26 protein-coding genes and 1 pseudogene are annotated in these 26,067 nt (G+C 40.6%); 13 read left to right on the top strand and 14 right to left on the bottom strand.

The window, feature by feature from the left end:
• Window positions 1-158: 158 nt before the first annotated feature.
• Together csaB and NSTC731_RS34065 are read right to left on the bottom strand one after the other, a co-directional pair.
• Window positions 159-1,202, bottom strand: coding sequence for a polysaccharide pyruvyl transferase CsaB (gene csaB, locus NSTC731_RS34070; protein WP_445628817.1), 1,044 nt, complete (start codon window positions 1,200-1,202; stop codon window positions 159-161).
• A gap of 211 nt (window positions 1,203-1,413) precedes the next feature.
• Window positions 1,414-1,554: a hypothetical protein gene (locus NSTC731_RS34065; protein ID WP_445628816.1), complete on the bottom strand. Its 141-nt coding sequence runs from the start codon at window positions 1,552-1,554 to the stop codon at window positions 1,414-1,416.
• A 103-nt stretch (window positions 1,555-1,657) separates the two neighbouring features.
• On the opposite strand from NSTC731_RS34065, the gene NSTC731_RS34060 reads away from it, so the two are divergent.
• From NSTC731_RS34060 to NSTC731_RS34035, 6 genes are all read left to right on the top strand, one after another.
• Entirely contained in the window at window positions 1,658-2,368 is a 711-nt protein-coding gene (locus NSTC731_RS34060; RefSeq protein ID WP_445628815.1) for a TVP38/TMEM64 family protein, read from the top strand.
• Between the two features lie 108 nt (window positions 2,369-2,476).
• On the top strand, window positions 2,477-3,475 hold the full coding sequence (locus NSTC731_RS34055) for a glycosyltransferase family 2 protein (RefSeq protein WP_445628814.1): 999 nt from the start codon (window positions 2,477-2,479) through the stop codon (window positions 3,473-3,475).
• Window positions 3,476-3,721: 246 nt separating this feature from the next.
• Window positions 3,722-4,057 carry a DUF2499 domain-containing protein gene (locus NSTC731_RS34050; protein ID WP_445628813.1) on the top strand — a complete coding sequence of 112 codons (336 nt, stop codon included), beginning with the start codon at window positions 3,722-3,724 and terminating at the stop codon, window positions 4,055-4,057.
• Complete coding sequence (locus tag NSTC731_RS34045; protein WP_099099640.1) at window positions 4,054-4,353, top strand: DUF3593 domain-containing protein; 300 nt, start codon at window positions 4,054-4,056, stop codon at window positions 4,351-4,353. Before NSTC731_RS34050 ends, NSTC731_RS34045 begins: the two co-directional genes overlap by 4 nt.
• 48 nt (window positions 4,354-4,401) lie before the next feature.
• Window positions 4,402-5,175 (top strand): 1-(5-phosphoribosyl)-5-[(5-phosphoribosylamino)methylideneamino]imidazole-4-carboxamide isomerase, encoded by a 774-nt coding sequence (gene hisA / locus NSTC731_RS34040; RefSeq protein WP_445628812.1) that lies wholly within the window; start codon window positions 4,402-4,404, stop codon window positions 5,173-5,175.
• A gap of 495 nt (window positions 5,176-5,670) precedes the next feature.
• The gene (locus NSTC731_RS34035; protein WP_322672272.1) at window positions 5,671-6,075 is read left to right on the top strand and encodes a hypothetical protein; all 405 of its coding nucleotides are present in this window, start codon (window positions 5,671-5,673) and stop codon (window positions 6,073-6,075) included.
• A 195-nt stretch (window positions 6,076-6,270) separates the two neighbouring features.
• Here the strand turns inward: NSTC731_RS34035 and NSTC731_RS34030 are convergent, their stop codons facing one another.
• The 3 genes from NSTC731_RS34030 to NSTC731_RS34020 all read right to left on the bottom strand — a co-directional run bounded on the left by NSTC731_RS34030 (window position 6,271) and on the right by NSTC731_RS34020 (window position 9,053).
• Complete coding sequence (locus tag NSTC731_RS34030) at window positions 6,271-6,462, bottom strand: hypothetical protein (RefSeq protein WP_445628811.1); 192 nt, start codon at window positions 6,460-6,462, stop codon at window positions 6,271-6,273.
• Between the two features lie 320 nt (window positions 6,463-6,782).
• On the bottom strand, window positions 6,783-8,327 hold the full coding sequence (locus NSTC731_RS34025) for a hypothetical protein (protein ID WP_445628810.1): 1,545 nt from the start codon (window positions 8,325-8,327) through the stop codon (window positions 6,783-6,785).
• Between the two features lie 123 nt (window positions 8,328-8,450).
• Window positions 8,451-9,053 (bottom strand): DUF3318 domain-containing protein, encoded by a 603-nt coding sequence (locus NSTC731_RS34020; protein WP_322637631.1) that lies wholly within the window; start codon window positions 9,051-9,053, stop codon window positions 8,451-8,453.
• A 356-nt stretch (window positions 9,054-9,409) separates the two neighbouring features.
• Between NSTC731_RS34020 and NSTC731_RS34015 the strand changes: the two genes are divergently transcribed.
• Window positions 9,410-9,670: a hypothetical protein gene (locus NSTC731_RS34015; protein WP_445628809.1), complete on the top strand. Its 261-nt coding sequence runs from the start codon at window positions 9,410-9,412 to the stop codon at window positions 9,668-9,670.
• Window positions 9,671-9,968: 298 nt separating this feature from the next.
• A pseudogene (locus NSTC731_RS34010) lies at window positions 9,969-11,300 on the top strand (IS4 family transposase).
• 183 nt (window positions 11,301-11,483) lie between these two features.
• On the opposite strand, the gene NSTC731_RS34005 reads toward NSTC731_RS34010, so the two are convergent.
• Together NSTC731_RS34005 and NSTC731_RS34000 are read right to left on the bottom strand one after the other, a co-directional pair.
• Window positions 11,484-12,116, bottom strand: a complete 633-nt coding sequence (locus tag NSTC731_RS34005; RefSeq protein ID WP_445628808.1) for a cytochrome b N-terminal domain-containing protein — start codon at window positions 12,114-12,116, stop codon at window positions 11,484-11,486.
• Window positions 12,117-12,216: 100 nt separating this feature from the next.
• Entirely contained in the window at window positions 12,217-12,912 is a 696-nt protein-coding gene (locus tag NSTC731_RS34000) for an esterase/lipase family protein (protein WP_445628807.1), read from the bottom strand.
• A 614-nt stretch (window positions 12,913-13,526) separates the two neighbouring features.
• Here NSTC731_RS34000 and NSTC731_RS33995 point away from each other — a divergent pair.
• The gene (locus NSTC731_RS33995) at window positions 13,527-15,029 is read left to right on the top strand and encodes a hypothetical protein (protein WP_445628806.1); all 1,503 of its coding nucleotides are present in this window, start codon (window positions 13,527-13,529) and stop codon (window positions 15,027-15,029) included.
• A 451-nt stretch (window positions 15,030-15,480) separates the two neighbouring features.
• Here NSTC731_RS33995 and petJ read toward each other — a convergent pair whose 3' ends face one another.
• The 6 genes from petJ to NSTC731_RS33965 all read right to left on the bottom strand — a co-directional run bounded on the left by petJ (window position 15,481) and on the right by NSTC731_RS33965 (window position 19,476).
• Window positions 15,481-15,825: a cytochrome c6 PetJ gene (petJ, locus tag NSTC731_RS33990; protein WP_445628805.1), complete on the bottom strand. Its 345-nt coding sequence runs from the start codon at window positions 15,823-15,825 to the stop codon at window positions 15,481-15,483.
• Window positions 15,826-16,069: 244 nt separating this feature from the next.
• Window positions 16,070-16,489 carry a plastocyanin gene (gene petE / locus NSTC731_RS33985; protein WP_445628804.1) on the bottom strand — a complete coding sequence of 140 codons (420 nt, stop codon included), beginning with the start codon at window positions 16,487-16,489 and terminating at the stop codon, window positions 16,070-16,072.
• A 242-nt stretch (window positions 16,490-16,731) separates the two neighbouring features.
• On the bottom strand, window positions 16,732-17,223 hold the full coding sequence (gene psbV, locus NSTC731_RS33980) for a photosystem II cytochrome c-550 (protein ID WP_322695731.1): 492 nt from the start codon (window positions 17,221-17,223) through the stop codon (window positions 16,732-16,734).
• 134 nt (window positions 17,224-17,357) lie between these two features.
• Window positions 17,358-17,573 (bottom strand): hypothetical protein, encoded by a 216-nt coding sequence (locus NSTC731_RS33975; protein WP_322695732.1) that lies wholly within the window; start codon window positions 17,571-17,573, stop codon window positions 17,358-17,360.
• 161 nt (window positions 17,574-17,734) lie between these two features.
• A complete protein-coding gene (locus NSTC731_RS33970; protein WP_445628803.1) occupies window positions 17,735-18,571 on the bottom strand; it encodes a carbohydrate ABC transporter permease in 837 nt (278 codons plus the stop codon).
• Complete coding sequence (locus NSTC731_RS33965; RefSeq protein ID WP_445628802.1) at window positions 18,568-19,476, bottom strand: carbohydrate ABC transporter permease; 909 nt, start codon at window positions 19,474-19,476, stop codon at window positions 18,568-18,570. The genes NSTC731_RS33970 and NSTC731_RS33965 overlap by 4 nt, the downstream gene beginning before the upstream one ends.
• A 224-nt stretch (window positions 19,477-19,700) precedes the next feature.
• On the opposite strand from NSTC731_RS33965, the gene NSTC731_RS33960 reads away from it, so the two are divergent.
• The 3 genes from NSTC731_RS33960 to NSTC731_RS33950 all read left to right on the top strand — a co-directional run bounded on the left by NSTC731_RS33960 (window position 19,701) and on the right by NSTC731_RS33950 (window position 23,131).
• A complete protein-coding gene (locus NSTC731_RS33960; RefSeq protein ID WP_445628801.1) occupies window positions 19,701-22,151 on the top strand; it encodes an ATP-binding protein in 2,451 nt (816 codons plus the stop codon).
• A gap of 345 nt (window positions 22,152-22,496) precedes the next feature.
• The gene (locus NSTC731_RS33955; protein WP_445628800.1) at window positions 22,497-22,742 is read left to right on the top strand and encodes a type II toxin-antitoxin system Phd/YefM family antitoxin; all 246 of its coding nucleotides are present in this window, start codon (window positions 22,497-22,499) and stop codon (window positions 22,740-22,742) included.
• The gene (locus tag NSTC731_RS33950; protein WP_445628799.1) at window positions 22,739-23,131 is read left to right on the top strand and encodes a type II toxin-antitoxin system VapC family toxin; all 393 of its coding nucleotides are present in this window, start codon (window positions 22,739-22,741) and stop codon (window positions 23,129-23,131) included. Before NSTC731_RS33955 ends, NSTC731_RS33950 begins: the two co-directional genes overlap by 4 nt.
• Window positions 23,132-23,147: 16 nt before the next feature.
• Here the strand turns inward: NSTC731_RS33950 and NSTC731_RS33945 are convergent, their stop codons facing one another.
• Window positions 23,148-24,368, bottom strand: a complete 1,221-nt coding sequence (locus tag NSTC731_RS33945; protein ID WP_445632237.1) for an ABC transporter substrate-binding protein — start codon at window positions 24,366-24,368, stop codon at window positions 23,148-23,150.
• 223 nt (window positions 24,369-24,591) lie between these two features.
• Between NSTC731_RS33945 and NSTC731_RS33940 the strand changes: the two genes are divergently transcribed.
• On the top strand, window positions 24,592-26,019 hold the full coding sequence (locus NSTC731_RS33940) for an MFS transporter (protein ID WP_445628798.1): 1,428 nt from the start codon (window positions 24,592-24,594) through the stop codon (window positions 26,017-26,019).
• Window positions 26,020-26,067 lie beyond the last annotated feature (48 nt).

The following is a 26,067-nucleotide window of genomic DNA, read 5'->3' as shown; positions in this document are numbered from 1 at the left end:
GCGCCCTTGCAGTTAGTTACCCAGCCTGTTCGCGCTATTAGCGTTCCCGCAAGGTAGCAACTGACATAGCACAGAGATAAAAAAAGATATTTTACAAGTCACCTTGAAAAGGCTAGTTCTAGAAGTTTTACATTTTCTTCGCTTTAAATTGTACAATCTTATTTATTAAATAAAACGTGGCTTAATAACTCGCGGTGCATTAATGCCCCATCTACTAAAGATTGGATTTTCTCTGATGATAAAGGATCGCCATTGGCGTAATGCTCCATCCAAGTCAGCCCAATCAAATTGGGGTCATCTGGTAAACTCGCTAAATCCCATCCAGGCATTTCCAAGTCTTCCATCAGCCGATTTACCTTGGGGTCATAACTGAGAGCAAAACAGCGACAACCTTCAGATGCAGCCATAATTAAACTGTGCAAACGCATTCCAATCGCCATTTCAACGCCGCGAAACACACCTTTTAAAAGTTGCGGATCTTCCAGACACAAAATCTTGCTAACACCTTTAAGATGTGGTTGAATGGCTTCGGCAATACTTAAATCTTCACTTTTTTGAAACGGCAGTAATAAAATAAATGCTTGCGTAGCTTTTTGAAAGTCAACCAAAGCGCGAGTTAAGTTTGCCAGACGTGTTTCTGTAAGTTGGGGATGCGATCGCAACGTTACCGCAACTCTCGGCGCAGGTAAATCCCAAAGTCCTGGTACTGGTTGAGATTCCAACGCCCAAACCGGGTCAGGAGCTATAATACAAGGAATTTGCCAATCAGATAATAAAGCCGCACTGGCGCGATCGCGGACACTAACTTTGGTACACTTACTAAAGGTTTGCTTTGCCAACCAACGAGTTTGCGGACGCACCAAAGGGCCAATACCCTGCGCCCAAGCAACAGTTTTCAAACCCATTTTCTGCGCCAATGCCATCAGTCCCCCATAATAAAATGGACTGATAGTACTGGTGACATCTTGAATAAGACTCCCGCCGCCCCAAATTAAGGCATCACTTGAGCGTAAAGCTTGTAGTACAGCCAAAGGAGCCATGCGATCGTAGGTTTCTACATTGTAGCGATCGCGGGTTTCCTCTGGATTACCAGAAAGCACCACAGGCGTTACGTGAGATGGTAACATTTGCAAAAGCGTTGCCAATAAAGCTTCGTCACCACCATTACCTTTACCGTAATACCCAGACAATAATGCCCGCATCTTGACCATTTTGGATTTTGGATTTTGGATTTTGGATTAATAGCTATTGTGAAATGAATCTCTGTCCACCATATAGATGGTAAACTCATTCCCAAGTTCTATAACAGCAATCAAACAACTGAGGACATTCATTGGCAAATCGTCAAAGAACTACTGTCACAGTTATCCATAGCAGACTTGTCCTAAGCAGGATAGCAGGCGCTATAATTACTTACATTTTTTCGACTCCGAAGTGTTTACTTCCGGTTTCATTGACAAAAGTCTTGTTACCTTGCGCTTTCTTGGTCTGTGCTTGGATACTGGGATAAAAGTTACGTCGCTTCTCTTGAAAACTAGCTAATACAATAGACATCTAGTGAAAAATCCTTGTAGAAACTCGAAATTTCGCGTCTCTACAAGGATTTAAATTTTCAAAAGATGGGTTTTGTTACACAAAAAGTAGGAGTAGAGTTCTAATGTGGAACTTGAAAACTGGTATTTTGCTACTGACGCTGAGTTGCATAATTGCAACTGGTATAACCGTATATCTTCTTGGTGGCATTGAACCAGTACAAATTCAAGCTTTGCTGAAATCTTCTGGTATCTGGGCACCGATTATTTATATTGCTTTATACGTTGTGGCAACCATGTTAGTTTTGCCCTCAACGGTACTAAATTTGACTGGAGGTGCCATTTTTGGCCCTTGGCTGGGTACTGTCTGGACTAGTGTTGGAGCAGTCATTGCGGCAATAATTGCCTTCGTTTTTACTCGAACTATTGGACGCAAAGCAGTTGCAAAACGACTAGCAGGACGCTGGCAAGCTATGGATGCTGAGGTGCGTCGTGGAGGGCTTTTTTATATGTTTGCCATCCGATTAGTACCAATCATGCCCTATGGCTTGGTCAACTTTGTCGCGGGACTGACTTCGATTAGCTTTAAAGATTATGTTCTCGGTACAACACTTGGTACTGTTCCTAGTGTCTTACCTTTTGTACTACTAGGTAGTTCTGGTCTGAAGGCAGTGAATACGGGCGATTTTTTGCCGCTAATACTTGCATTAGGTTTAACTGGAACACTGGTAGCAGGGTCTACTTGGTATCGCCATCATCGAACTTTTGCCAAAAAAGCTGTAGAAAGCCTGAAAAAATCAGACTCTTCAGATAACATAAATCCGAAGAATAAATAAAGTATGAGAATGAGACTTGAGTCTTGCTAGGTATACTGTGAAGCAAACCTTTACGATCGCAAGCAGCTTGTTATCTTAGTTGTAAAAAAAATTAAACAATATTTTTAGATGCTACCAAAGTATTCATTCATTGTTCCAATTTATAACGAAGAAGAAATTATTCCAGAACTATACCGCAGACTGAGTGCAGTCATGAATCGGATGGATGGGCTTGTCGAATTAATTTTAATCAATGATGGTAGCCGCGATCGCTCCCTACAATTACTACGAGACCTGCATCAAAAAGACCCGCGCATTTGCTATCTGAGCTTTGCTCGTAACTTTGGTCATCAAATTGCCGTAACTGCTGGTCTTAATTTTGTCCGGGGTCAAGCTATTGTCATCCTTGATGCAGACTTACAAGACCCACCAGAACTAATCCCCGACATGGTTGAAAAATGGCGACAAGGTTATCAAGTCGTCTACGCTCAACGCACTCAACGCCTTAAAGAAAGATGGTTTAAGCGTTTTACTGCCTATTTCTTTTATCGTATCCTTAAGAAGCTTGCAGATGTAGAGATTCCTACTGATACTGGTGATTTTTGTCTAATGGATCGGCAGATTGTAGATATTCTCAATTCTATGCCAGAACGTACCCGCTATATTCGTGGTTTACGTTCTTGGGTTGGCTTTCAGCAAACAGCAATTCGGTTCGAGCGCAACCCCCGCTTTGCTGGGGAAGTTAAATACACTTTTAGCAAATCCTTAGTCCTTGCTATCAATGGTCTAGTGTCTTTTTCAATAGTGCCACTGCGGTTATCAACCTACTTAGGCTTAGTAGCAGCGGCGGTGGCCATCTTCATGGCTTTATTAGTCTTGTATTGGCGTCTTTTTGTCCCCCATTCGCCTTTAACTGGATTTACGATTATTTTGATGGCAATTTTCTTTCTCGGCTCTGTGCAGTTAGTCAGTGTTGGCATATTAGGTGAATATATAGGGCGCATCTACGAAGAAGTTAAAGCCAGGCCCCTATATACTCTGGCAGAAGTAGGTGGTTTTGAGCGCAAATCCTTCAACTCAACGAGCAATTCTGACAAACTAGATAATTTAGAAGACGCTTATAAATAAGAATCTCAATACTGCTCGGTTAAAGGGAAAAGGGTAAGGGTAAAAGGAGTATAAGGCTCGATATATAAGGTTTTTTCCCTTTTGACATGAGTCCCTTTCCCGCAAAACCCGACAAGTATTGATAAGAATCTTTATTTGGCGTTGCATAATCAAGGTTTGTTTAAACAAATATAAAATTCAATATATATCACCTTGACAGTGCTACTCTCCACTCCAAATCCCTAACTCCCAACTCCTAACTTTCTTATGCACGCCCTTTCGATTCCTACCTGGATTATTCATGTTTCTAGCGTTATTGAGTGGATTGTCGCCATTTGGTTAATCTGGACTTACGGCGAACTGACTAATAACCGCAGCTGGTGGGGATTATCCCTGGCGATGTTACCAGCTTTAGTCAGCGCTATGTGTGCTTGTACCTGGCATTATTTCGACAACGCCGAATCTCTGGAATGGCTGGTAACGCTTCAAGCTACCATGACTTTAGTTGGTAATTTTACACTTTGGGCGGCGGCGTTTGTGATTTGGCGTTCTACCAAATCTGTCAACACTGTTGAACCAAAACCTATCAAATCAGAGCAATGATTTCTAAAGAAACCCTGTTTGCACTTTCACTGTTTCCCTATTTGGGTTTCTTGTGGTTTATCAGCCGCAGTCCGCAAATGCCTCGTTTAGCGTTGTATGGATTTTACGGCACTCTCGTTTTTGTTGCCATTACCATCCCGGCGGGGATTTATGCTGTATTGCATTATGGCGAGTCTTTAGCCAATGTGGATTGGTTGCACGGTAGTGCAGAACTATTTTTGACGCTTTCTAACATCTTGCTTGTGCTAGGTTTTGGGCAAGCTGTAAGGCAATTACAAATGAAAAATGAAAAATAGTAAATTTCAGCTATAGATAGCGTTTTGATTGCAATAAGGAAGAGTTAAATGGACGTAATTCCAGCGATTGATTTACTAGAAGGTCATTGTGTGCGACTGTATCAGGGAGACTACGATCGCTCGCAAGTTTTTAGCGAAAATCCTGCCGATGTTGCCAAACAGTGGGTAGAGCAAGGTGCTACTAGATTGCATATAGTTGATTTAGATGGTGCTAAAGCAGGTAAAGTAGTAAATCTGGGGGCAATTGAAGCGATCGCTCAAGCAGTGTCAGTACCCATTGAAATTGGTGGAGGATTGCGCGATCGCACCAGTGTACGACAAGTATTTAATCTAGGCATACAGTGGGCAATTCTCGGAACCATTGCCGTAGAACAACCCCAGTTAGTCCAAGAACTCTGCCAAGAATTTCCCGAACAGATTATTATCGGTATTGATGCTCGTAACGGCAAAGTAGCAACTCGCGGCTGGTTAGAAACCTCAGAAGTTTTAGCAACTCAACTGGCTGTACAAATGCAAGAATTAGGCGCAGCCGCCATAATTTACACAGATATCCACCGCGATGGTACACTGACAGGGCCAAATTTAGAAGCTTTGCGAGAACTTGCAGCAGCAATTTCCATCCCGATAATTGCTTCTGGCGGGGTAAGTTCTGTCACGGACTTGTTGAGTTTGTTGGCGTTAGAACCTCAAGGCGTGACTGGCGTAATAGTCGGACGTGCCTTGTATACTGGGGATATTTTACTCAAAGAAGCATTACGAGCGATCGGGCCTGGGCGAATTCAGGATATTCCACCCAATCTCGGTTTTTCTACCTTTGCTTGACATTTTCTTGGCAAGTTCGCTATCAAAATTTAGAATTACCCTGGTTGCGCTGGTGGGATAGATAATCAAGGATGCGACAAATAGACCATCTTGTAGAGACGCGATTCATCGCGTCTTTAGCCAAGAATGTATTGCAATCATTAATTGAGTTGGTATTAGTTTAATTATTTTGACAACTATCTTTAGATAGATAAGGTAAACACTACATTATTTCTGATTACAAATCCCTTGTTAATGGAAAAAATCTACACCCCATATTTGATCGATTTTGTCAAGATGTAATCCCTTGTATGATTTAAAAAATCAGTAAGGCCTTCTCTGGACTGAATTTATATTAATGCTTTCAGTAGATGTAGTTATGACTTTGCAAATGCAATAATGAATATGTTCTCAAACAATATAGTTGCTGTGATTCAGATAAAAAATTAAAATTTTATCAGACTCTAGTAACTTTGGTTTTTAGAAAATTGTTTGATGTTTTGAGAAGGTAACACAATGAATAAAATCCTAAAACGCGCACTTTTACCCAGCCTCATGGCTGCAAGTTTAGCTGGTGTAACCTTAGTTCCCGCCAAACCGGCTGCTGCTGATGACCAAGTATTAAGAGATGCAGGTATCGGAGCTGTTACCAACGTTGTAACCGGAGCTGTTAGGGGAAATGGCAGTGTATTAGGGAATGCTGTTAAGGGTGGTGTCACTGGTGCAGCCGTCAACGGTGCAAATGGTCTGAGAAATACTCGCAATCGCCGTCACCGGAACGCTGCTCAAGATGTTGGAGTCGGTGCAGGGGCTAGTGCATTGACTGGTGTAATTACTGGCGATAAAAGAGATACTCTTGGCAATGCTATTGATGGTGCAGCTGTTGGTGGCGCAATCCATCTATTAACCAATGGTAAATAATTGGTAAATTCATCAGTTGAAATATTTTCCAACGGTAAACGAACTTATCCTTCCCTAATCCTTCCCTAATTGCTCTCCTTCGTAAAAGGAACAAACCTAACCTCGCTTCCTTAGTAGGAAGCGAGGTTGTAGGTTAGATTTATTTGAGATATATACCACCGTCACCATTAGATGATTTAGGTTTAATAGTAATCCCTAGCCCTTCAACGCCTTTCTAAAGTTTCGACGATAAGACTGATTTGTAATAAACAAAGCTGGCCATAGCAAAGATAAACCAATCCGATTAGTCAAAGTTGGATTAAAATTAGTCCGTCCAAACCCATTCCAAAATTTCCAAGCGCCGCCTCCGTAAACCACTATCAAGCCAATAAAAATTAAGGTAGTCATTCCCATCAACTCCGTTAGTAACTGACAGAATTTAAGTTAAGTTTTAACACACGAGGTAATCACCTCATAAGCAACACCGAGAAGGTATGACAAAACTCCCCAGTTTTGGACATATAAGCCAGTTAAACACACATTCTCTTATTCCAGTGTAGATTAGCCTCATGCATCCGAGCTAGTTATCAGCGGTGGCAAGCTAGTCAAAGGATGCAAAAACGTTATTTTTGAGGTGTTTTGGCGACACACTCAAATATAAATGCCGATCCCTTAGTAGAAAAAAGTCTCTACCATCTTAAACTACAAAGTTCTGGGGCGCATTATTCTTATACTTCGTCTACCCAATAAAGATAATATCTTTCATTATCCACCCAGCCTCTCTGAAAATCTTTGATCGGAACAATTTTCAAATCATTGCGGTTAACATTCAGTTTTTTATTTAAAATCAGCAAAACTTTCTTTCGCTCATCTTGATTTTGAAGTAAAGAATTAATCTGGCTTAATATCTCAGCTTGTTCTACTTCTTGACGACCTTTTTTAAATAAAGTAAAGCTTCCCATTTTTTCAATCTCTGGATAGTAAAACTTTCGATTGAGATAACCTGATAAAGGAGCCATATTCGCATCTCGACTGGCAACAATAAACTCATTATCCAATCCAGATTTATGAATATACTGGGCTGTTTCGCGACTAGCAGAAAATGGTATAACTAAATCTCTTGAAAAACTATAAATTCCTCCTCCAAACTGGACATAAAGAATGAGCATCAAAGCGACATAATGCCATTTATGAATAAATGTAATTGAACGTGGAATAATAGAAATTTTATTAAGTAAAGCTACAGACTTGTGATAATAACTTCCCAGCCATAAAGCTGCAATTAAAACTAAATAGAAATGTCCAAAATGCCGTGGCATACCTATAAATCTCAAGTATGTAAAGGCAAATAATATACAATTACCTATCATGTAGAAAAAGCAAACAACTGGCTTTTCAGATAATTTTATTAAAGTTAAAACTACAAAAAATAAAGCAATTGTCGCACAAACAATTAAATCCAGCCATCTTTTATGTGTAGGAATAATTAATAAATAACTACCAAATACTCTGCCAACACTTCTCAACAGATGACGGATATCTAATTCTATTAGCCAACCATTATTTAACCCACCGTGAAGATAACTATCTGTTGGAGGAGTAATAATATAAACGGATAAAATAAAAGATAATGTGATAATTCCAATACTTAAAGCTAAGTCGTACCTTTGGGCTTGACTAAAATACTGCTGCCGATGTTCGCTATCAAAACAAAATTCAACCAGCAAAGTCAATAATAAAGAAAATGATACTAGTAAACCATAAGCACTACTATTTGCGAGTAAACCCAATAAAATTCCCAAATAAGCATAAGTTATTTTTCTAGATGCAAAAACTGTACAGAATGCAAAAACAAATAACATACTAAAGGCATAATTTCGAGAAATTAAAAGATATTCATAAAAAGGAAAGAAGCCAAAGGAAAATAGAAATTTTTGTTGATAGTTAAAAGGGCTATACAGGCAACAAAGTGTAACTGAAACAACAGTAATTGCCAAATGGAAAATTTGCATGATAATTGGATCGTCGGCTATTTTTCTTAGAAGTGCCAGAGAAAAATACCATAGAACAGGATGACCTTCATAATGAATATTTGTAATTAAATCCCTCACTGAGCCACTATCTCTGACAATCAGCCAGGGATTTAGTTCATCTCGCCACATAGAATGGTTAAGAATACCTATTAAACCAAGAAAAGAAAAAAGAAGAATAATAAACCAAGGAGAATTCAAAGGTAATTTTGAAGTATATTTGCTAATTTGATTGCTTAACATTGTTAGTTTAGAATCCAATTTGTTTGGAGCGTAAAAATTGTTGTAAATGCTATCATCACATATTCTTCTGATTCTTAAACTACTCAGACGGATAGGTTATGACTTATGAATTATTACTCATTTTTACTTATAACTTTCTGGTATACCCACTGCTGATAAACCTGCGATCGCTCGTAAGTTTTGGCAACGAATCAACTCAGTAAAATTGAAACTGGAACGTCCTTCAATTTTGGCTACCGCTTCAATTGCTGATAATAGGTGCTGTGCTGCTTCAACTTCTGAATAACCACGCCGCTGTGCTATTTTAATCGCGGCTGCATCGGCATTTAACTCTGACTCTTGAGATTTATTAGTGCGCCAAATCCGAAAAGCAGCGATCGCACTTAATCCCCCAGCGACAGCAACGCCCACTACATCTGACTGTGCTGCTTCCAAGAATCCGCCTAACAGCCCAGCCAACACCACGCCTTGATAAATGTCGGGTTTAAACCACTTTACCCCTGTCAACCAGCTAACCATCTGCAACAGCAGCAAGTCTCGTTGGGGCTTTGTCAGGCGACGCCACAAATCAAAATTAATATATATCGGTCGCGCTTGGTTCCAGGGTTGGGGAAAGGAAGCGTCAATTACTTTTGCTTGCTCTGGCTTACTGACGATTTTTGTCGTCATCCGACCAGAAGCAGGCATCACATCTAACAAACGGCGAATTTCAACATTTGGCTCCATAAATTTAATTATTAGCCATAATGTGCATAGTAACTAGTAGTCTGCCAACCCAAAAATGTTAAGTGGAGGTTGGGTAAAGGGAAAAGGGTAAGGGATAAAAAACATGAGTCCCTTTCCCCTGCCCCTTATCCCCGCCGACGTTGCCAAGGCGTACTACTATGTGTGTAAAAAATAAAGTTTTCGTGTTAACCTTTGATTTATGAGATGCTCTCGCAGTCATTGAATAGATTCAGATTGAGCTATAAGAATATTTATTCAGCAGTTTGATAGTATGGCGGGATTTTATAGTATTCCTTTGCCGCCAAATTCCAAACCTCAAAGTTTTGGCTTGCCATTAAGACTATATTTGTAACTACATGGACGCTTTTGCTCCCCTCCCACCTGAATGGACAAATAAGGCAATACACGCTTATGATTTTTGCTGTCCTAACTGCCACTCAAGTAGCCTAGAAGCTGAGAAAGTTTGGCTAAATCGGCGATCGCCTGTTCTTACGGAAGACCGTCGTCGCAAATGGCAAGAGTTTTATTACTGTCACTGTGGTTCTGTGTGGTGGGCTTGGAGTAGCGATCGCCCCCCAAAAGATATATCCAATCAGCCAGATTACCATCCTACATAGCCAATTTTCTTCATAAACAAAACCCCACCTAAAAGTGGGGTTTTGTTTATCTAATTCTCAGCTTTATATTTCATCACCAATTTTAACGTGAGTTCGACGAGTGCTATTTTGACCTCTCCCCCAGCCCCTCCCCTTTACAAGGCTACCGTGTATACACAAGTCGGATGTAAAGTAGGTGCAGAGGATTTTTGAGAAGCAAAAACATGGATAATCCAATCTTAATTCACGCTGCGATGATACCAGCAAAGGCATTTGGAGACGCTCGGTTGATAAAAAGGGGGCAGCATTATATGAAGCGATACAAAAACACCAATCGATAAAGATCCGGCAAATAAGTCGAAATTGGGCAGAACAGATGGGTTATTATCGGTTTTTGGAGAATGAAAATATCACAGTATCAGAACTAGTACGTAGGATTGCGGTTGATTGCCAGCTTCGTGTAGCAGAAAAGCACGTATTAGCGATAAGTGATAGTAGCGAAATCAACTTGCAGTCTCATTTAGGTAGGCTGTCACCAGCAGGATTAGGAGTAGTAGGAAACAACACAGATGTAGGGTTTTATATTCATCCAACACTGGTATTGGATGGTGAGAGTGGATTTACTTTGGGATTAAGCACCATACAATTGTGCAGCCGAGATATTGACCATGCAGATAAATATGAACGGGGCTATAAAAATTTACCAATTGAGGAGAAAGAATCCTACAAATGGTTAGCATCGGCATCGGAGAGCCAGAAATGCTTTGAAGCGGGTAGGGCAAAGATGGGAACTCACATTGGCGATCGCGAATCCGATCTATTTGAGGAATTTGCCACTGTACCCAACAAAAACAATCATTTACTGATCCGCGCTTGCCAAGACCGTCGATTGTTAGGGCGATCTCAATCACTGTTCGATTACTTAAGGGGAGCAACCATGTGAAGGTACTTATATCATTAACATACCTACAGACTCACGTCGAAAGCGAATGCCAAGAGAAGCAATGCTTATTGTTCGTTGTGGACAAGTTGAGATTCAACGCCCAGATAAATTAAGCGTTTTTGGCTATCCCACTAGCGTAACCCAAGTTGGCTGTTGAAGCTTTGGAAGTCCAACCACCCGCAGGACAAGAACCGATTCATTGGCGGTTACTAACCACACACGAAGTTGTTTGCTTAGAACAGGCACTGCGAGTGATTCAATGGTACGGGTGGCGATGGAAGATTGAACAACTCTTTGCCACCCTCAAAACAGCAGGATTAAATTTAGAAGCTACTCAGTTAGAGTCTGCGATCGCTATTCGACGCCTGACAATCTTGGCTTTGTCCGTAGCTGTCCGAACCTTACAAATGGTTGAAGGGCGCGACAATACTCAGCTTTCGGCTGCGCTTACCTTTTGTGAAAAGCAGCAACAATGCTTAGGAGTAATTCAATCTTCTGTTGAAGGTGATAGCGAAAAACTGCAAAATCCTTATCCCCTGGGTTGTTTACCCTGGGCTACTCGATCCAAAAGCTCGCCTGGGTGGATGGTCTGGTTACTTCTCTCAAAGACCTCCGGGGATGCATACCCTCGTTCGAGGTTTGAGGCAATTTGAATCCATCTTTTTAGGCTGGAAACTTGCTCAGGGTGGACTTGTGTATACACGGTAGGCCCCCTGCCCCCTCTTTCTGGGGCAGGTTTTTTTGATTAGACAAATTTTTGGGATTTTAAAACCAAAACCATTGTCTGAGAACTTAAAACTACGTTCAATAATTGAGAACATTCTCAACTATTTATCGAAAGCCTAAAAGCCTGCCCTTGAAAGCCCTGCCCCCTGCCCCCTTTCCTCTTTATTAGCTTTGGGAAGGAATAAATTCGTTTTCTAATTTTGGCGCTTCTTGATACATTTGCCATTCCTGCCAGAGTAAAGCAGATAAATGTACTATGGCGAGAATTAGCGTCGTTACCGAAATCAGATAACTGTGGATTGTGTAAAGGTGTTCGACGGTAATTGTGTTAATAGCTCCACCACCAGTCAGGATTTCGCGCAGTTGCCCACCAATCAAAGGAATGGCTTCGATGGTTCCTAGCTCAATGCTAAAACGCCAGTATCCTTCCTGAGTCCAATCTAGAATCATTGCTGTCCAATCCAGCCCGATCGCACTTAGGGTTAACAAAATCACACTAATCCAAGCAGCCAGCCAACTCTTGCGAAATTGCCGACCTAAAAACATCACCACAATTTGAATGAGAGCGATCGCAATTACCCCGTTACCAGCAATATCATGCGCTCTCCAAAACAACCAGCCGTATGGCAGTTGTGTATTAATCATCTTTAATGAGTTATAAGCTCCGCCTGCTGTCGGTTCATAGTAAAAAGAAAGCATTACTCCGGTAGAGATATAAATTAAACACAGAGTCAAAATCACGACTGATAATATCGTCGCTATTCTTCGCAAAATCTTATCGAACTGGGTGCTTTGCATGGCTCACCCCTCCTGTTCTTAACTAAGTATTTATTCTTATTACGATTTTAGCTAAGAAATTTTAATAAATTTTACTTTTCTTATATAAAAATAAAGTTTTTTAAATCAAATATTGTACCCAAGCTTTTAAGGGTTCTGGTGAGCCATACCAAATTCCAGGACTTCTGGGAGAATGCTTGACACCTGCAATCACCAGATTTTCTGCCCCCTGCAAATGAGCAGCTTCGATGGGCGTAATGCCATCTCCCCAAGTGTTACCCTTACCACAGGTTAATTGGTAACTACTATAAGCTAACCAACTACCAGGCCGCCTTTTGCCAAAGATAGTTTTGCCAGCCACACAAACGTAACGAACGTTTTTGTAAAAAGCTCCTGGGTAGTTATTGTTGACAAAATCTAGATTGGAGCGTGTCCAGCGTTCTTGGCTAATATGGGGTGTACCTAAAGTGATGAGAGTAGCAACCAAGGGATGCCCTTGCCAGAGAAATGGTTTGACATCACCGCGCGCTAAATAGGGCTTTTCTCCCATGTAAATGCGGGATATCCAACCTCCGGCTGAGTGACCAATTAAGTTAATTTGAGTAGCATTATGTTGACGTAATATATGCTTAATCGTGTAATCGAGTTGTTGCAAAATCGATATTACAGGTCTTACTCCCAGAGTGGGAAGCCAGTCACGCCGTCGCAGTGGCACTGTAACTGTGGGAAAATCTAACTGCTGTAGGGATTGTTCTAGTTGGCGATAAGCGATCGCACTTTCTAGATATCCAGGCAAAATAACTGTCGGTAACGGCATTAGAAATTTTGGATGCAATGATTACGGGTTTGAACTTTTTTGACGAAGAAGTAGTCATATTCAAGAGCTAGAATTGCGATCGCCTGACTGACTCCTTGGAGAAAAAAACCATAGCCTTAATGAGATTTCAGGCTAAAATGTCAATAAAATTGTACAATTTACAACAGTTTGACGGGCTGCTGATGTGGTAATATTTTCAAATAGGGCCCAGTCTCAGACAAACACATGTGTCATCTGTTACAGAAGTGTAGTTGACTGAAAAACAGTTGAAAAAACCAGGCAACTTCGGCAGATGTTTTGATGTATTCAAACCTGTGCGTTTACTTAAACCTTATAAAACTCCCAGATATTAATTTTAATTGTGTGCGTCATAACAATAAAAAATCAAAAGTAGTAATTTTTCAAATATCTGTTTAGCAAGCTCGAATTTTGAAAATATGATACAGCGTCATTGATTAATTAAAAACTTGAATAAATGGCAATTTTGGCGTTTTGATTGCCAACCGGGGAAGTTATTATTTCCTTATGAAGAACGCATCTCTTGCAAAATATTGCAATGCCGGAAAGAGAAAATCGCTATTCAACTGCAACTGAGTGAGTGAACGATAACAGCCATGTCTTACGTCTCCCTGCTGAAAAATATACCAGACATCTTAAGCCAGCCAATTGGGATAGCAGCTATAGCTTCCCTTGGTATCCACGGTGCGATCGCCATGATCGTACCATTGATGCCGATGGAGTCTAACAAGCCCAAAGAAACAGCATCAGCCAAACCAGTTGGACTTTTGGAATTGAGCCAAGCTGACCAAAACCGTCTGCCGCAAAGCACACCCCAAATTGGTTTACAACAATTACCTCCAGTCGCCCCACTTGCGGCTCCAAACTTTAGTGTCCCACCGGGATTAACGCCATTAGCGCCATCACCATCCAGTCAGCTGGTATTACCTCCGCTACCGGCATCATCGAATAACTATCGAGTCTCTTCCTTACCTACAAAGCAGTCTTTGCGGATGATTCCGAGTGATAATTTGCGGTTTGACGCTTCTAAATTTGATAGTTCTAAATTTAATACCAGCGCCAGATTCTCTCGACCAGTTCCTCGTGTGAATGTGAGTGAGAGCGTCGCCAAATACGAGCCACCTAAGCCGCTACCTGTAAATAGGTTGCCAGAATTGCAGTCGCAGCAAATACCTGCTGATCTTCTGCGGAATCCCCAGCCTCCAATCTTATCTGACAGTGCACCTGTTGCAACGGCACAGGTAAATACAACTTCACAGCCAATGACGCAACCAATTCTGAATGCGTCGTCTACAATTCCTCAAAATCCGCCAATAAATTCCCTAAAACAAGCTCCAACGAATGGGGGTACTTTAATTGGAACTAGGGGAAGCACGCTACAAACAGCGGATTTATCAGGGAAGGGAACTCAACAGGCAATTGCACAGCTAGACTCCTACGCCAACCTGAGAAAGGAAGTTCAGCGACAATACCCCAACGCTGAACAAAAACCAGTCATCCGTCAAACATTATCTACGAATAAGTCAAATCTTGAAGGTACTGTTTTGGGAGTATTGGTTGTAGATCCTGATGGTAAGGTTTTAGATATCAAATTTCAAGACAAGTTAATTTCTCCGGAATTGCAATTAAAAGCAAGGCAATACTTCAACAAGCAATCCCCCAAGGGTGATAAACAGATTAGTTCCTATCCATTTAACCTACGTTTCCAAAACAGTACGAGCAATCTTACTGAGGCTACTCAAGAGCAAAAGCCCTCGTTATTATCTGCACCGACAAGCAATAACAATCAGTTTACCCCCTCACCAGCAGCTACTTTTAAACCATTACCTAATTTACAAATCAGAAATAACCCGCCTACGTCCTCACCAACAGGTACTCTCAAACCATTAATTACACCAGCTACTCCCAAACCATTATCTGAACTGCAAATTCAAAATAACCAGCCTACGCCTTCATCGGCAGCTACTACTTCTGAACCTTTATTGTTGCCGAAAATCAATCAGGGTCAGTCTACATCTGCTGCTGAATCGGATAAAAAATTAGTAGAACGGTTGCGCGAAGTTAAGGAAAACAGACAAAAGTCTAATCCAGAAAAATAATCGCCCGTTGATAATTTCGGATTCAGATAGGAGTAATTTATCTAGACGCATTTGCAGCGTCTGATAAAGAAGCGTCTACTCTACAAGTTCTCAACTGGAGTAACCGCAGGGTATTATCCCTATCTGAAAAATTTTCTTGCATAAGTCCTGTTTAAAATACAATACGTTTGGGTTAAAAGTTATTGGTGTAGTTTCAAGACAGGATAAATCGCGTCTCTAGATCGGGGTTTTGGATTTCAAATATTGTTTTTAGTCGTTGACGAATTAGCGATCGCTAGTTCGTGATACATAATACTTAGTTTAGAAGTTCGTTAGAAGGTTCTAAGAAGGAAATGCAGGCTTGGGATTTTCAACAAATAAATTATCCAATGTTTTCGGGTGAGTGTCTAGTTAGCTATTAACTAAAGATAGGCAAACGCTCACCCCAAAAAAACTATACAGTATAGCTACTTTACCAACCTTGTTCTGCATTTTGAAAAACGTAAGCAGCTACCTCTAGAATCTCCTCAGAAGTTAACTTGGCTTTAAAAGCAGGCATGGCATTTTTACCATTTTGTACTTGATGGATAATCGCCTCGATTGAGTCTTGATTGTAATTTTCTAGGTACTTTGACAATGCTTCCTTTTTCAAGGTTTTCTGGCTGATAAGGATGTTACCGCCACCTATATGGCAAGAAGCGCAGTTAGCCTCGAAAATTTTAGCACCGTTGGATGTTTCGGCAGCTAGTGCTGGACTAATGAATGTGAATTTGAATAGGGCGATCGCCGACAGTAGAATTAATAAAAGTATTCTCAACAGTATTTCCTCGCAACAAGCCTCCAGCAAGAGTATAAACGCGATTAATCCCTGATTAAGTCAAATTTGATCAAAATTGGCGGTAACAAGTTCACTCCTCGATCGCTACAGATTGTTTAGCGTCTTAAGGAAGGATAGAACTCGTTACCGCCATTTCTGCATTTTATGCGTCACTCTAGGAGTGTAGCGTGTGGCGATGAGCTAATTTCATTGAGTAATCATCTCGTGTCAAACGCTGGTGTTTCTAGCCTTTGACAGTAATTGTACCAACCATGCCAGCACCACGATGAGGTTCACAGTAGAAAGTGTAGTCACCAGCAGGTGCGTCTGCTGCAAAGGTGGTGGTTTCCTTTTGACCAGGACTCATGAGCAACTTCTTATGAGACAGAGATTTAGCTAAATCGGCACTCTTAGTGGGGTTTTTGGCAGCATCAAACACAACATTATGAGGAGGAACTTTATTGTTCACCCATTCAATAGTGTCACCTGGTTTAATGGTCAACTTTTTCGGTTCAAATGCTAGCAGTCCTTTATCGCTACCCAATTTCACCTTGTAGGTTTCAGCCGAAGCACTGGGAGTAAAAACAGCAAAGCTGCTAACAACTAAAAGGATTGTCAACACAGCTAAACTAAGGCGTCGCCAGCTTACCGAAATTAATTTCATAGCTCTCTCCTAACAATCAATTTTTTTCCCTTTCTCATTTTAAATAAAATCAACACCAAAGTATGACAATCTGTCATAGATCCATTTTTTTTTTAGAATGGAAAGCAATTTATTGCAAAAAGCTGTCCAATAATCAGTAAATGGGGAATGGGGAACGGGGGATTAAGAGTAGGGACTGAATTCTTTCCAATGCCCTATTCCCAATGCCCAATACCCTATTCCCAATGACTCAACTCCGGGATTTAGTAATAGATTTTTCCGCCTCCCCACTTAGTACCAACGATTTTGGGTTGTAAGAGAATATGACCAGCGATCGCTTCCAAGTCATCATCCGTCAGATTTCGCACTGCTGTGAAAATATCTGCGCTTTTGATACTGGGGTGTATTTCGGAAATCTCTTCTTCACCATCGTAAGTAGTGGGATTTTTTAGGTAATCTACTAAACCTTCAATGTTGTTCCGGTTAGGTGTTGCCAGTGCTAAGTCCTCTGGAGTGAGTCCCACGTTTTGGTTTGTCTTGGTAACTCCACCAGCATGACATTGGGCGCAAGCGTAATTAAATAAGCGTTTGCCTTCTTTGACTTGTTTAAGGCTGAGTACAACGGTATCACCTTGAGCATTTAATGGCACTGTTCGGGTAGCTTTGTCTAGTTCCACTGCTGTCGCGCTACCGACAATCAACTGAAACGAGAGTAAAACAGTAGCCATAACAACGCCAATTAGTCTTATAAACATGTTTCCCCTTAAAGATTTTGACGCTCAACACAGCTAAGAACGCGATTCTCAATCTCCAAGCTGCTAATTGCTAATGACTCATTAGTTTTTTATCATTAGCTATCAGTTATTAGCGAAAGTTCTGAGATAACCCTTCAGGGGACTTCGCGATCGCCCACCAAGTCGTTAGTACCTTTGGGGCGTATTTCAGAGGATATTTGGGAAATAATTGCCCTTGCATCTTCTAACGCCAAACGGGTCTTTTGGTGTTTGTAGGCGATTCCCAGTTGGTTGCACAGAGAAAACACTTGTTCTACAGGAATGCTGTAGTCGGCTGCTATCTCTGCGATCGATAGGTCTGCAAAACCCATAATGCTTGTTTACTGATAGATAGAGATTGAGTCGCTGTAATACCAATATCACGTTAGGAGTGCAATTTGTTGCCCAAAATACTGTTTGGGGAATGGGAGGGGGCAGGGGGCAGGGAAAGCAGGGGAAGAATTTTTAACTGTTGACTAATGACTAATGACTATTAACCTTTTCCCCCGGTAAAGGTGACGCTTTGAATGAAGTAACGATTAAAAAAGGCATAAATACCTAAAGCTGGCAGGGTAAAGACCATAGAAGCCGCCATAATGTAGTTCCAATAGCTGATGTATTGACCTTTGAAGGTGTTCAGTCCCAAGGGGAGGGTAAACATTTCTGGGTCAAATAGGATAACTATGGGCAGTAAAAAATTATTCCAACTCCCCATGAACACAAAAACTGCCTGTGCTGCTAGTGCTGGTTTTGCTAAAGGTAAAACAATGTGTCGAAAAATTCCAAAGGTATTTAAGCCATCGAGTTGTGCTGCTTCTTCTAGTTCTTTAGGAAAATTAACGAAAAACTGCCGCATCATGAAGATAAAAGTGGCATTAACCATGCTAGGAACAATCATGCCTTGATAAGAATTCAGCCAGCCGATCGCTTTTAAAATCAAAAATGTCGGAATCAGGGTGATTTGCGTCGGTACTGCTAGTACTGCCAAAATTAGGAAGAACCAAAAGCGCTTGCCCACAAAGCGCAGTCTTGCCAAGGCATAACCAGCCATTGAATTTAACAACAAGTTTAAAAGCGTGACGCTGAGTGCGATCGCTACACTGTTAAACAACCAGCGCCAAAATAGCGGTTCTTGGAGAAAGATTTGCCTGTAGTTGTCAAGAGTAAAATTCTTGGGGAGAAAGTTGGGTTCACCATTGACAATCTCTGTTAGCGGCTTAAATGATGCTGAAAGTGCCCAGAGAAAGGGAATTAGGGTAATGATGGCATAGAGTGTCAGCAAGACGTACAACAGGGCTTTGAGCCAAGATAAGCCAGAGGTATTAGTCAAATCCGTTCGCCTCCGAAAAATCGTCGCTGAATCAAAGTGATGGCAACGATGGCAGCTGCTAACAAAAATGCGATCGCAGCTGCATATCCCATTTGTAAATTCCGAAATACAGCTTGATAAATCAGCAGCACCACAGTTAAGGTAGCGTTGTTTGGCCCGCCAGTACCGCCAGAAAAGATGTAAGACTGGTCAAAAAGTTGAAAAGTCCAAATTACCCCCACTGTTACCACAAAGAAGGTTACAGGCTTAAGCAAGGGAAGAGTAATGTGGATAAATTGCTGCCATCCATTTGCGCCATCCAGTTCTGCGGCGTCGTAAAGTGTTTGGGGTATATCTTGCAATGCCGCCAGATAAATCACCATGAAAAACGGTGCAGTGGACCAAATGTTCATGATCGTAATGCCTTTGAGGGCAACTGCTGGATCGCCCAACCAGTTATAAGTAGGTAGCCCCACAAAAGCGAGAAAATCGTTTAGTAGCCCATCAGTGTTATAAATCCACATAAAGATGAGTGTCAGTACTGCTGAAGAAGTGACTGTCGGCAAAAAATAGAGGATGCGCCACCAGTTTTTACCGCGAATCCCAGAATTCAGAGTTACTGCCAGAATTAAAGCCAGGATAGTTTGAGTTGGCACAACAATAGCTACATATTCGGCTGTGTTTCTCAAAGCAATCCAAACTCTTTCATCTTCAGCTAATCGTGTGAAGTTGCGAAAACCGATGAATTCGTACTCAATACCGCCGAGAAGTTGGACTTTTTGCAAGGAAAGAAAAACGGCGTAGAGAATGGGTAAGACTACAAAAGTTCCCAAAACTAGAATGGTGGGCATCATGAACATATACCCAGCCAAGTCTTCAGTGATGTTCCACTTGTGGTTTCTGCGCCGCCTGCTAATTTCAAACACTACTGAACCTCCGATGAATCTCGCACTCACCCGACTGTAGCGATGGGTTGTACATGATTATTTATCGTACTCCTGTACAAAAATATTTCACCTCATCAAATAATTCTCTACCTTTGGAAAGCGTAGATAAAAGCAGCAAGTCAAAAGACATCGCTTGTATGAGTTAGCTGGATATGCAACTTAGGGAACTATATATTAACCCGATTCAAGCAATAGGACACAAAATGTCATATACAGTTTACTTACGTTCGATCAAAAATAAACTCCAGAGAACTGGTAAAAGTCAAAAAAGCCTACGGGTCAAAACTATCATAGAACAGTTTGGCTACCAGCGTAGAAGTCAATCATTCATAGATGATTTTAATACTGCTCTTGATGAATTGGGGCTTTGTGCAAATCCTCGGTTGGATTTGCATATTCCGTTAGATACAAAAATAGCTATTTCTCTTAAAGGTGTAAAACCAACAAATGAAGTTGCTGAATCTGAATCAATTTCAGACAAACTAAAAGAGGCAATTTCAGTCAAGCATGATTTTTTCTACTACTTGTTTGATTTTGGCTCTGAACAAGAATATGAACGATTCCAAGCGTGTTTAGATTCTCAGCAGCCAGTTGGTATTTTTTTGATTCCGCAAGTAGAAGATTTCTTCTGTGATATTGTTGTCAAAATCTTTAATTATGAATTAATTAGAAAATCTCAGTATGGAGGCTATAATAGTATACCTAAAATTGCTAATAGGAAAATTCCTACAAATCTTGTCTCAGAAGATAAAGATTGTGAAGATGAACAAGAAAATCCTATCTCTGATGCTAGTATTTTTCAATTTTATCGCTCAACTATGACTAGCATTATACTTGGCAACACTGGTTTAGAATTGCTTGATTCAGAAAAATTCGATCGGCAGTTTGAACAGATATCTTTATATGCCAATAAATATAATTCTGAACAATTTTTTATCTTATTTCATTGTCCATCGGCATTAGAAATCCAAGCTCATCAACAAGAAGATGCTTTAGGATATTTGGTAGATAAAGTTGCTAGTAAAATTCCTTTTACTTTTACTCTCCGATGTAAATATCCAAATGAAACTTCGATTGAATATCAAGAGGAAGTGTATGCCCATTTCCGTCTACTACTGGAACTTCCGTATTATGAAATAGAGGAAGAGGATGCATCTTTGCAAGATTACTTTGTAGAATTACAAAAGGCTCAAATCCAAGCTGAGTCTCAGTTATTGCTGAAGATGAAAACTGAACATTTTTACACTTTGAAATGGCAGCAAGAAAGTAAAGAATATATCTACCTTAAGTATTTTGCGATTAAAACGTTGAAAAGTCTAGGATATGGATTGTCTAATATTGGCTGTGAAGTTGAGTTGACTTCTAGGGATGAAGAAACAATCGATGAAGATACATCAGACGACGATCAAGAGTACCAAAGTGAAATTATAGAAGTCTATGTAAAAAATCAGGTAGTGGTTGAAATAGAAACGCTCAAATACCAAGAGTTTCAAGATAACAATCTCTTTTTAGATTCAATTAAAAGAGTTTTAAGGAAATCAAAAGTATGGCCAAATCAATTAGAAAGCCTTTGGTTGGTAATTCCCGGTTTTGAGATAGCACGCAACTATTACCAGCTGAAAAAACTAAAGGAAATATTAGAATATAAGTTTTCTGAATATTATGGCGATCGCTTCCAAGTTGTAATCATGGCTCCTGATTATGAAAAACACCAATTAGTCCCAGTATCCTTTGACTCTATCGACTATCCATCTTTTAATTATGAGACTAAAAAACCTAGTTTAGTCCAAGCATATCCAATTACTAACCGCGTCAAAGAATTTAAACTTGACTTTAGCCAAGTACAAGGGCTGAATGAAGAAAAAGAGAAACTAACTAGACTTCTGAAGCTGCAATCTCAAGGATATAAAAGTTCAATTGGTGGAATTCTTTTTTATGGCTTACCGGGATGTGGTAAAACTTTACTAGCAAATGCCTTTGCTAATGAGTCTGGAAGATATTTTTTTAAGTTCTCTCCTGCTGATATTGTCAGTGTTTGGATAGGGCAAAGTCAAAAGAATATTCGAGATATCTTTGCTCAAGCTAAGAAAAAATCACCTTCACTTTTATTTATTGATGAATTAGACAGTATTGGGTTTAATCGTAATGAAGATAACGCACACACAGATCAAAAGGCAACTATCAACCAATTACTCATAGAACTAAATAATCTGCAAAATAGTGATGTAATTGTTATTGCTGCTACTAACTATTTGAGTGGCATTGATAGTGCTTTGAAGCGTTCTGGTAGATTAGATTGGAAAATTCCTGTTTTTCCACCCGATCGAGTAGAAAGAATAGATTTATTCAAACACTACCTATCAAAAATTGATATGAATCAGCTAATCAACTTTGAAATTCTGGCAGATAAAAGTGGGAGATTTACTTCATCTGATATTGAGTTAGTTTGCCGGGAAGTCAGAAATGCTCTTCTTTTAGAAGAAATAAGTTCGGCTTTAACAACTTCAGATGTAATTACTTACATTAATAATCTACAAGATGGTGGCTTAAGTCTTAACGAGGAACAAGTTAAAGAATTTTTGGAAGAGTGTAGGAGAATGAGTGTAAAAAATCCTAAGTTAGAAACTCTAAAATTAGAATGGGGATTGTATTAGTAATAGGCTAGCGATCGCTATTTCCACACCCCGATCGATCGTAAAAAATAATTCGTCTTCCGGTTGCGGCGATCGCTTCCAAAGGTTCTAAGTATTCGTGGGGTACTTCTGGCTATTAGATTCAGAAACATCGCTTGACTATCTTGATCTCATTGATGAGGATGATATCCCTCAAAATAGTGATGTAGTACTGATGTTATCTCAGTATTTAGCCGCTATGAAGCAGTTCAAATCCGCTTATTATGCCTGGGATGCTTCCAAGCGTCGTTGGTGCTGGTTTACTGAATAAATACAGCGTTTTAAGCAATAGTTCATGCTATGTCCTATTAAAATATGACTATAGTCATGACTACGGTTATTATGAAATCAATTTCCAAAAGTAAACTCAAATCTCAACTTCTTGAGTTCTTACGACTTGTAGAGTCAGAAGGAGAAGAAATTGTAGTTACCGATCGCGGTAAGCCAGTCGTGAAAATTTCCAAATACGCACAAGCACCTTCAACAGAAGAGTTATTTGGGGAAATACGCGGTAAAGTGAAGTACTTTGAGGATTTAACTACACCAACCACTGACGAATGGACACAATTGTGAAGATAGTCCTTGACACTTGTGCCCTAATCTGGTGGAGTTTAGATCCAGCCAAACTTTCTGAACAAGCTAAAGAAGCGTGCAACCAGATGGAAAAGGATAAAAATGGTCTTGTCCCTTCCATAGCTATATGGGAAATTGCGATAAAAATTAAAAATAAAAAACTAGATTTAGGAGTCAATCTTAACGAATACGTAGTAAGGCTGAAAAAGTCTAGTACCGTTCAGATTGTACCCATTGATGAAAATATTTGGATGGAAAGTGTCAATTTAGAATGGGATCATCGAGATCCAGTAGATCGAGTTGTCGTCGCACTAGCCAGAAGTAATCAAGCTGCAATAATTACAGCCGATCGAGAGATAGCAAATTTCTACTCAGAAGTGATTTGGTAGAGGTAAGAAAGATCGCTTACTCCATCGTCTTAATTTGCTGGTTAGCTTCATTTTCTGCCTTTAGCATTGCTTGCTTTAATGATTGTTGTCCCAACAAGGCGCTGACAAACTGGTTATCAAAGTTATTCACGATCGCACCTGGATACTGACCTACCTGCCAGAGTGTAGCATATTTAACCCCCGCTACTAATGGCGCTCGCAATGGGTCTTGGTCATAGCCCAAATTCTTTGCCACTGATTTACGTGTTGGCAAAGCAAACCCTGTTCCTGTCCACTTTTGCATCCCCTCTTTACCCGTGAGATAGGAAATCAATTCCCAAGCTTCGGCTTTGTGGTGTGCTTGCTTGTTCATCACGTAGGCAACAGTCAGCATCATTGTGCCTTTTTTATCATTAATAGTAGGTACTGGTGCGGTAGCAAACTCTACTTGGGGAAAGGTTTCGATTAGATAGGGAATTGCCCAGTTACCTTCAATCACCATTGCCACTTTACCTTGACCAAACATTTCACTACCTGTGTTTGTGCCAACATCAGATTTTTGAGCAGAGGAGTGGTCTTTTTGATACTGATCTACTACTAACTCTAAACCCTGTAAACTTGCCTCGCTGGCAAAAGTAGCATAACTATTTCGATCGACAGCTTGCCCACCAAAGGCTTTAATTTTATAAGCCTGACGCGCTAATTCTGGGATTTCTCCAAAGCCGTATTTATTAAGTTTACCTGTCAATTGCTTAGAGTAGGTGCGTAGTTCATCCCAATTAGCTGGCGGATTACTCAAGCCTGCGGCGGCAAAGGCTTTTTTATTATAAAACAGGGCAAGGGTGGAATAGTCTTTAGGAAGACCATAAATATGGTTCTGGTATTTGAAGCTTTTAAGTAAGCTATTCTCAAAGTCCGCTAAGTCAAATTCAGGGGTAATGTAAGCTTCTAGCGGTTCCAGAACATTTTGACTCATCAAAAAAGGAGCTTCTACCGACTCCAGATAAAAGACATCTGGCGCTGCTTCGCCAACCAAACGAGTTTTGATTACATCCATGTATTGGTCAGAAATCGCCTCATATTTGACCTTAATATTTGGATGCTGTGCCTCAAAGTCTAGCAGTACCTGTTGCAAAAGTTTTTGCTCAACAACATTGCCTCCCCAACCACTGAGTTTGATGGTGACTGCGGTAGATGCTAACGGCTTGCTTGGCAATTGTAGGCTTTGACAAGCAATAATAGCGATCGCGATCGCCATCGCTAATGCCAAAAAGTTAAATAATCCTTTATTGTTCACAGACAAATAATACGTCTCTTTCCTTGCTCATACCTTGTGTTATTAAGGAGTGATATGTTTAATTATTTGAAATTTTGGTTAAAAATTGCAAGCTAAAATAACGAAAAATTATCAGCGATGCTAATTGAAGCATACTGAGTTCTTGTGCAACCTGATTTATCAGAGGATACTTCACCCATAATCTATGTTTACGGATTCTGTTCAGATTGAAACAACTGCGCCACTGATCCTGGAATTTACCCAGACTGCCTCACCACCAACAGCAATCTCTTCAAACTCTCGAATTTCCAAGGATACTATTCGCACTAGTTTAAAAGCTTCTACTGCGGATTCTGTCTTAGCATCGGTTTATTCTCTGGGAACTGGCGGGATTTTACTCAGCAATTTATTGGTGGAATTGGGTGCTAGTCCAGTGGTATTTGGGATGCTGTCTTCTATTCCCATGTTGGTCAATCTTATTCAGCCGTTGGGTGCTTACTTGTCGGAACGCAGCACCAGCCGCTTTCAATATTCGCTTCGGACACACGGAATTGGTCGGCTGCTATGGCTGATTTTAGTAATTGGTATTGTCAGCGCCAGCTTGGGAGTAATTGATGCTCACCAGTTAGTCATATTGACACTCTTGATTGTTCTATTCAGTAGTCTTTTAGGAGGATTAGGAACAGCATCGTGGCTCAGTTGGGTGGCAATGATAGTTCCCCGACGATTACGAGGCAGGTATTTTGGGACACGCAATAGTGCTGCTAGTCTCACTAATTTGATTTGCGTACCAATGGCCGGTTTAGTTGTATCGCATTGGTATGGGGGAACTCTCCAAGGTTATGGTGTAGTTCTACTGCTAAGTATTGTGTTTGGGATTGTGGGATTGGGGTGTCAGTATTTCCAGGTGGATATGAATCCGCGATCGCAAAACACTTATTATGGCAAGTCCTCACAAACCAGTGAGATTCAATCCGAGGTTGCAAAAGATGAATCTTCTGAAATACTTCAATCAATTCATTTGCCACAAGAACAGTCAGCTAACAGCATCTGGAAAAACTCTAACTTTTTGGTATTTCTGCTGTATTTCAGCTTCTGGACGCTTGCTGTTAACCTCAGCAGTCCTTTTTTTAACCTCTATATGCTCGACACGCTGGATTTAGATGTCAGCTATGTGACTATCTACAATAGCCTTCAGGCGGGGGCAACTTTGCTGATGCTTATTCTGTGGGGAAAATTAGCAGACAAGATAGGTAATCGTCCCATCCTCATCTGTATTGGGATTTTGGTTGGAGTTACACCACTCTTGTGGCTGGGGATTGGTGTAAATCGCCTTGATATCTGGTTGTGGTTGCCACTACTACACATCTTGATTGGAGGTACTTGGGCGGCGATTGACTTGTGCAGCAACAATATCCAATTGAGCATTGCACCAACTAAAAATCAGTCTATCTATTTTGCGATCGCAGCTGCCGTTGCTGGAGCAAGTGGTGCTTTGGGCACAACTATAGGCAGCTTTCTCGTGCAATTTACTCAGTCTGGAGGTTTACTAGGCTTATTTGCCCTCTCAGGCATATTTCGACTAGTAGCCCTTGTTCCACTCATGTTTGTTCAAGAGCCAAGCAGAAGTTAGGAGTTAGAAGTTAGGAGTTAGAAGTTAGGAGTTAGGAGTTGTAAATTT

The organism is Nostoc sp. DSM 114167, from assembly GCF_052692655.1.
This window is presented reverse-complemented; position numbering and strand designations above follow the sequence as displayed.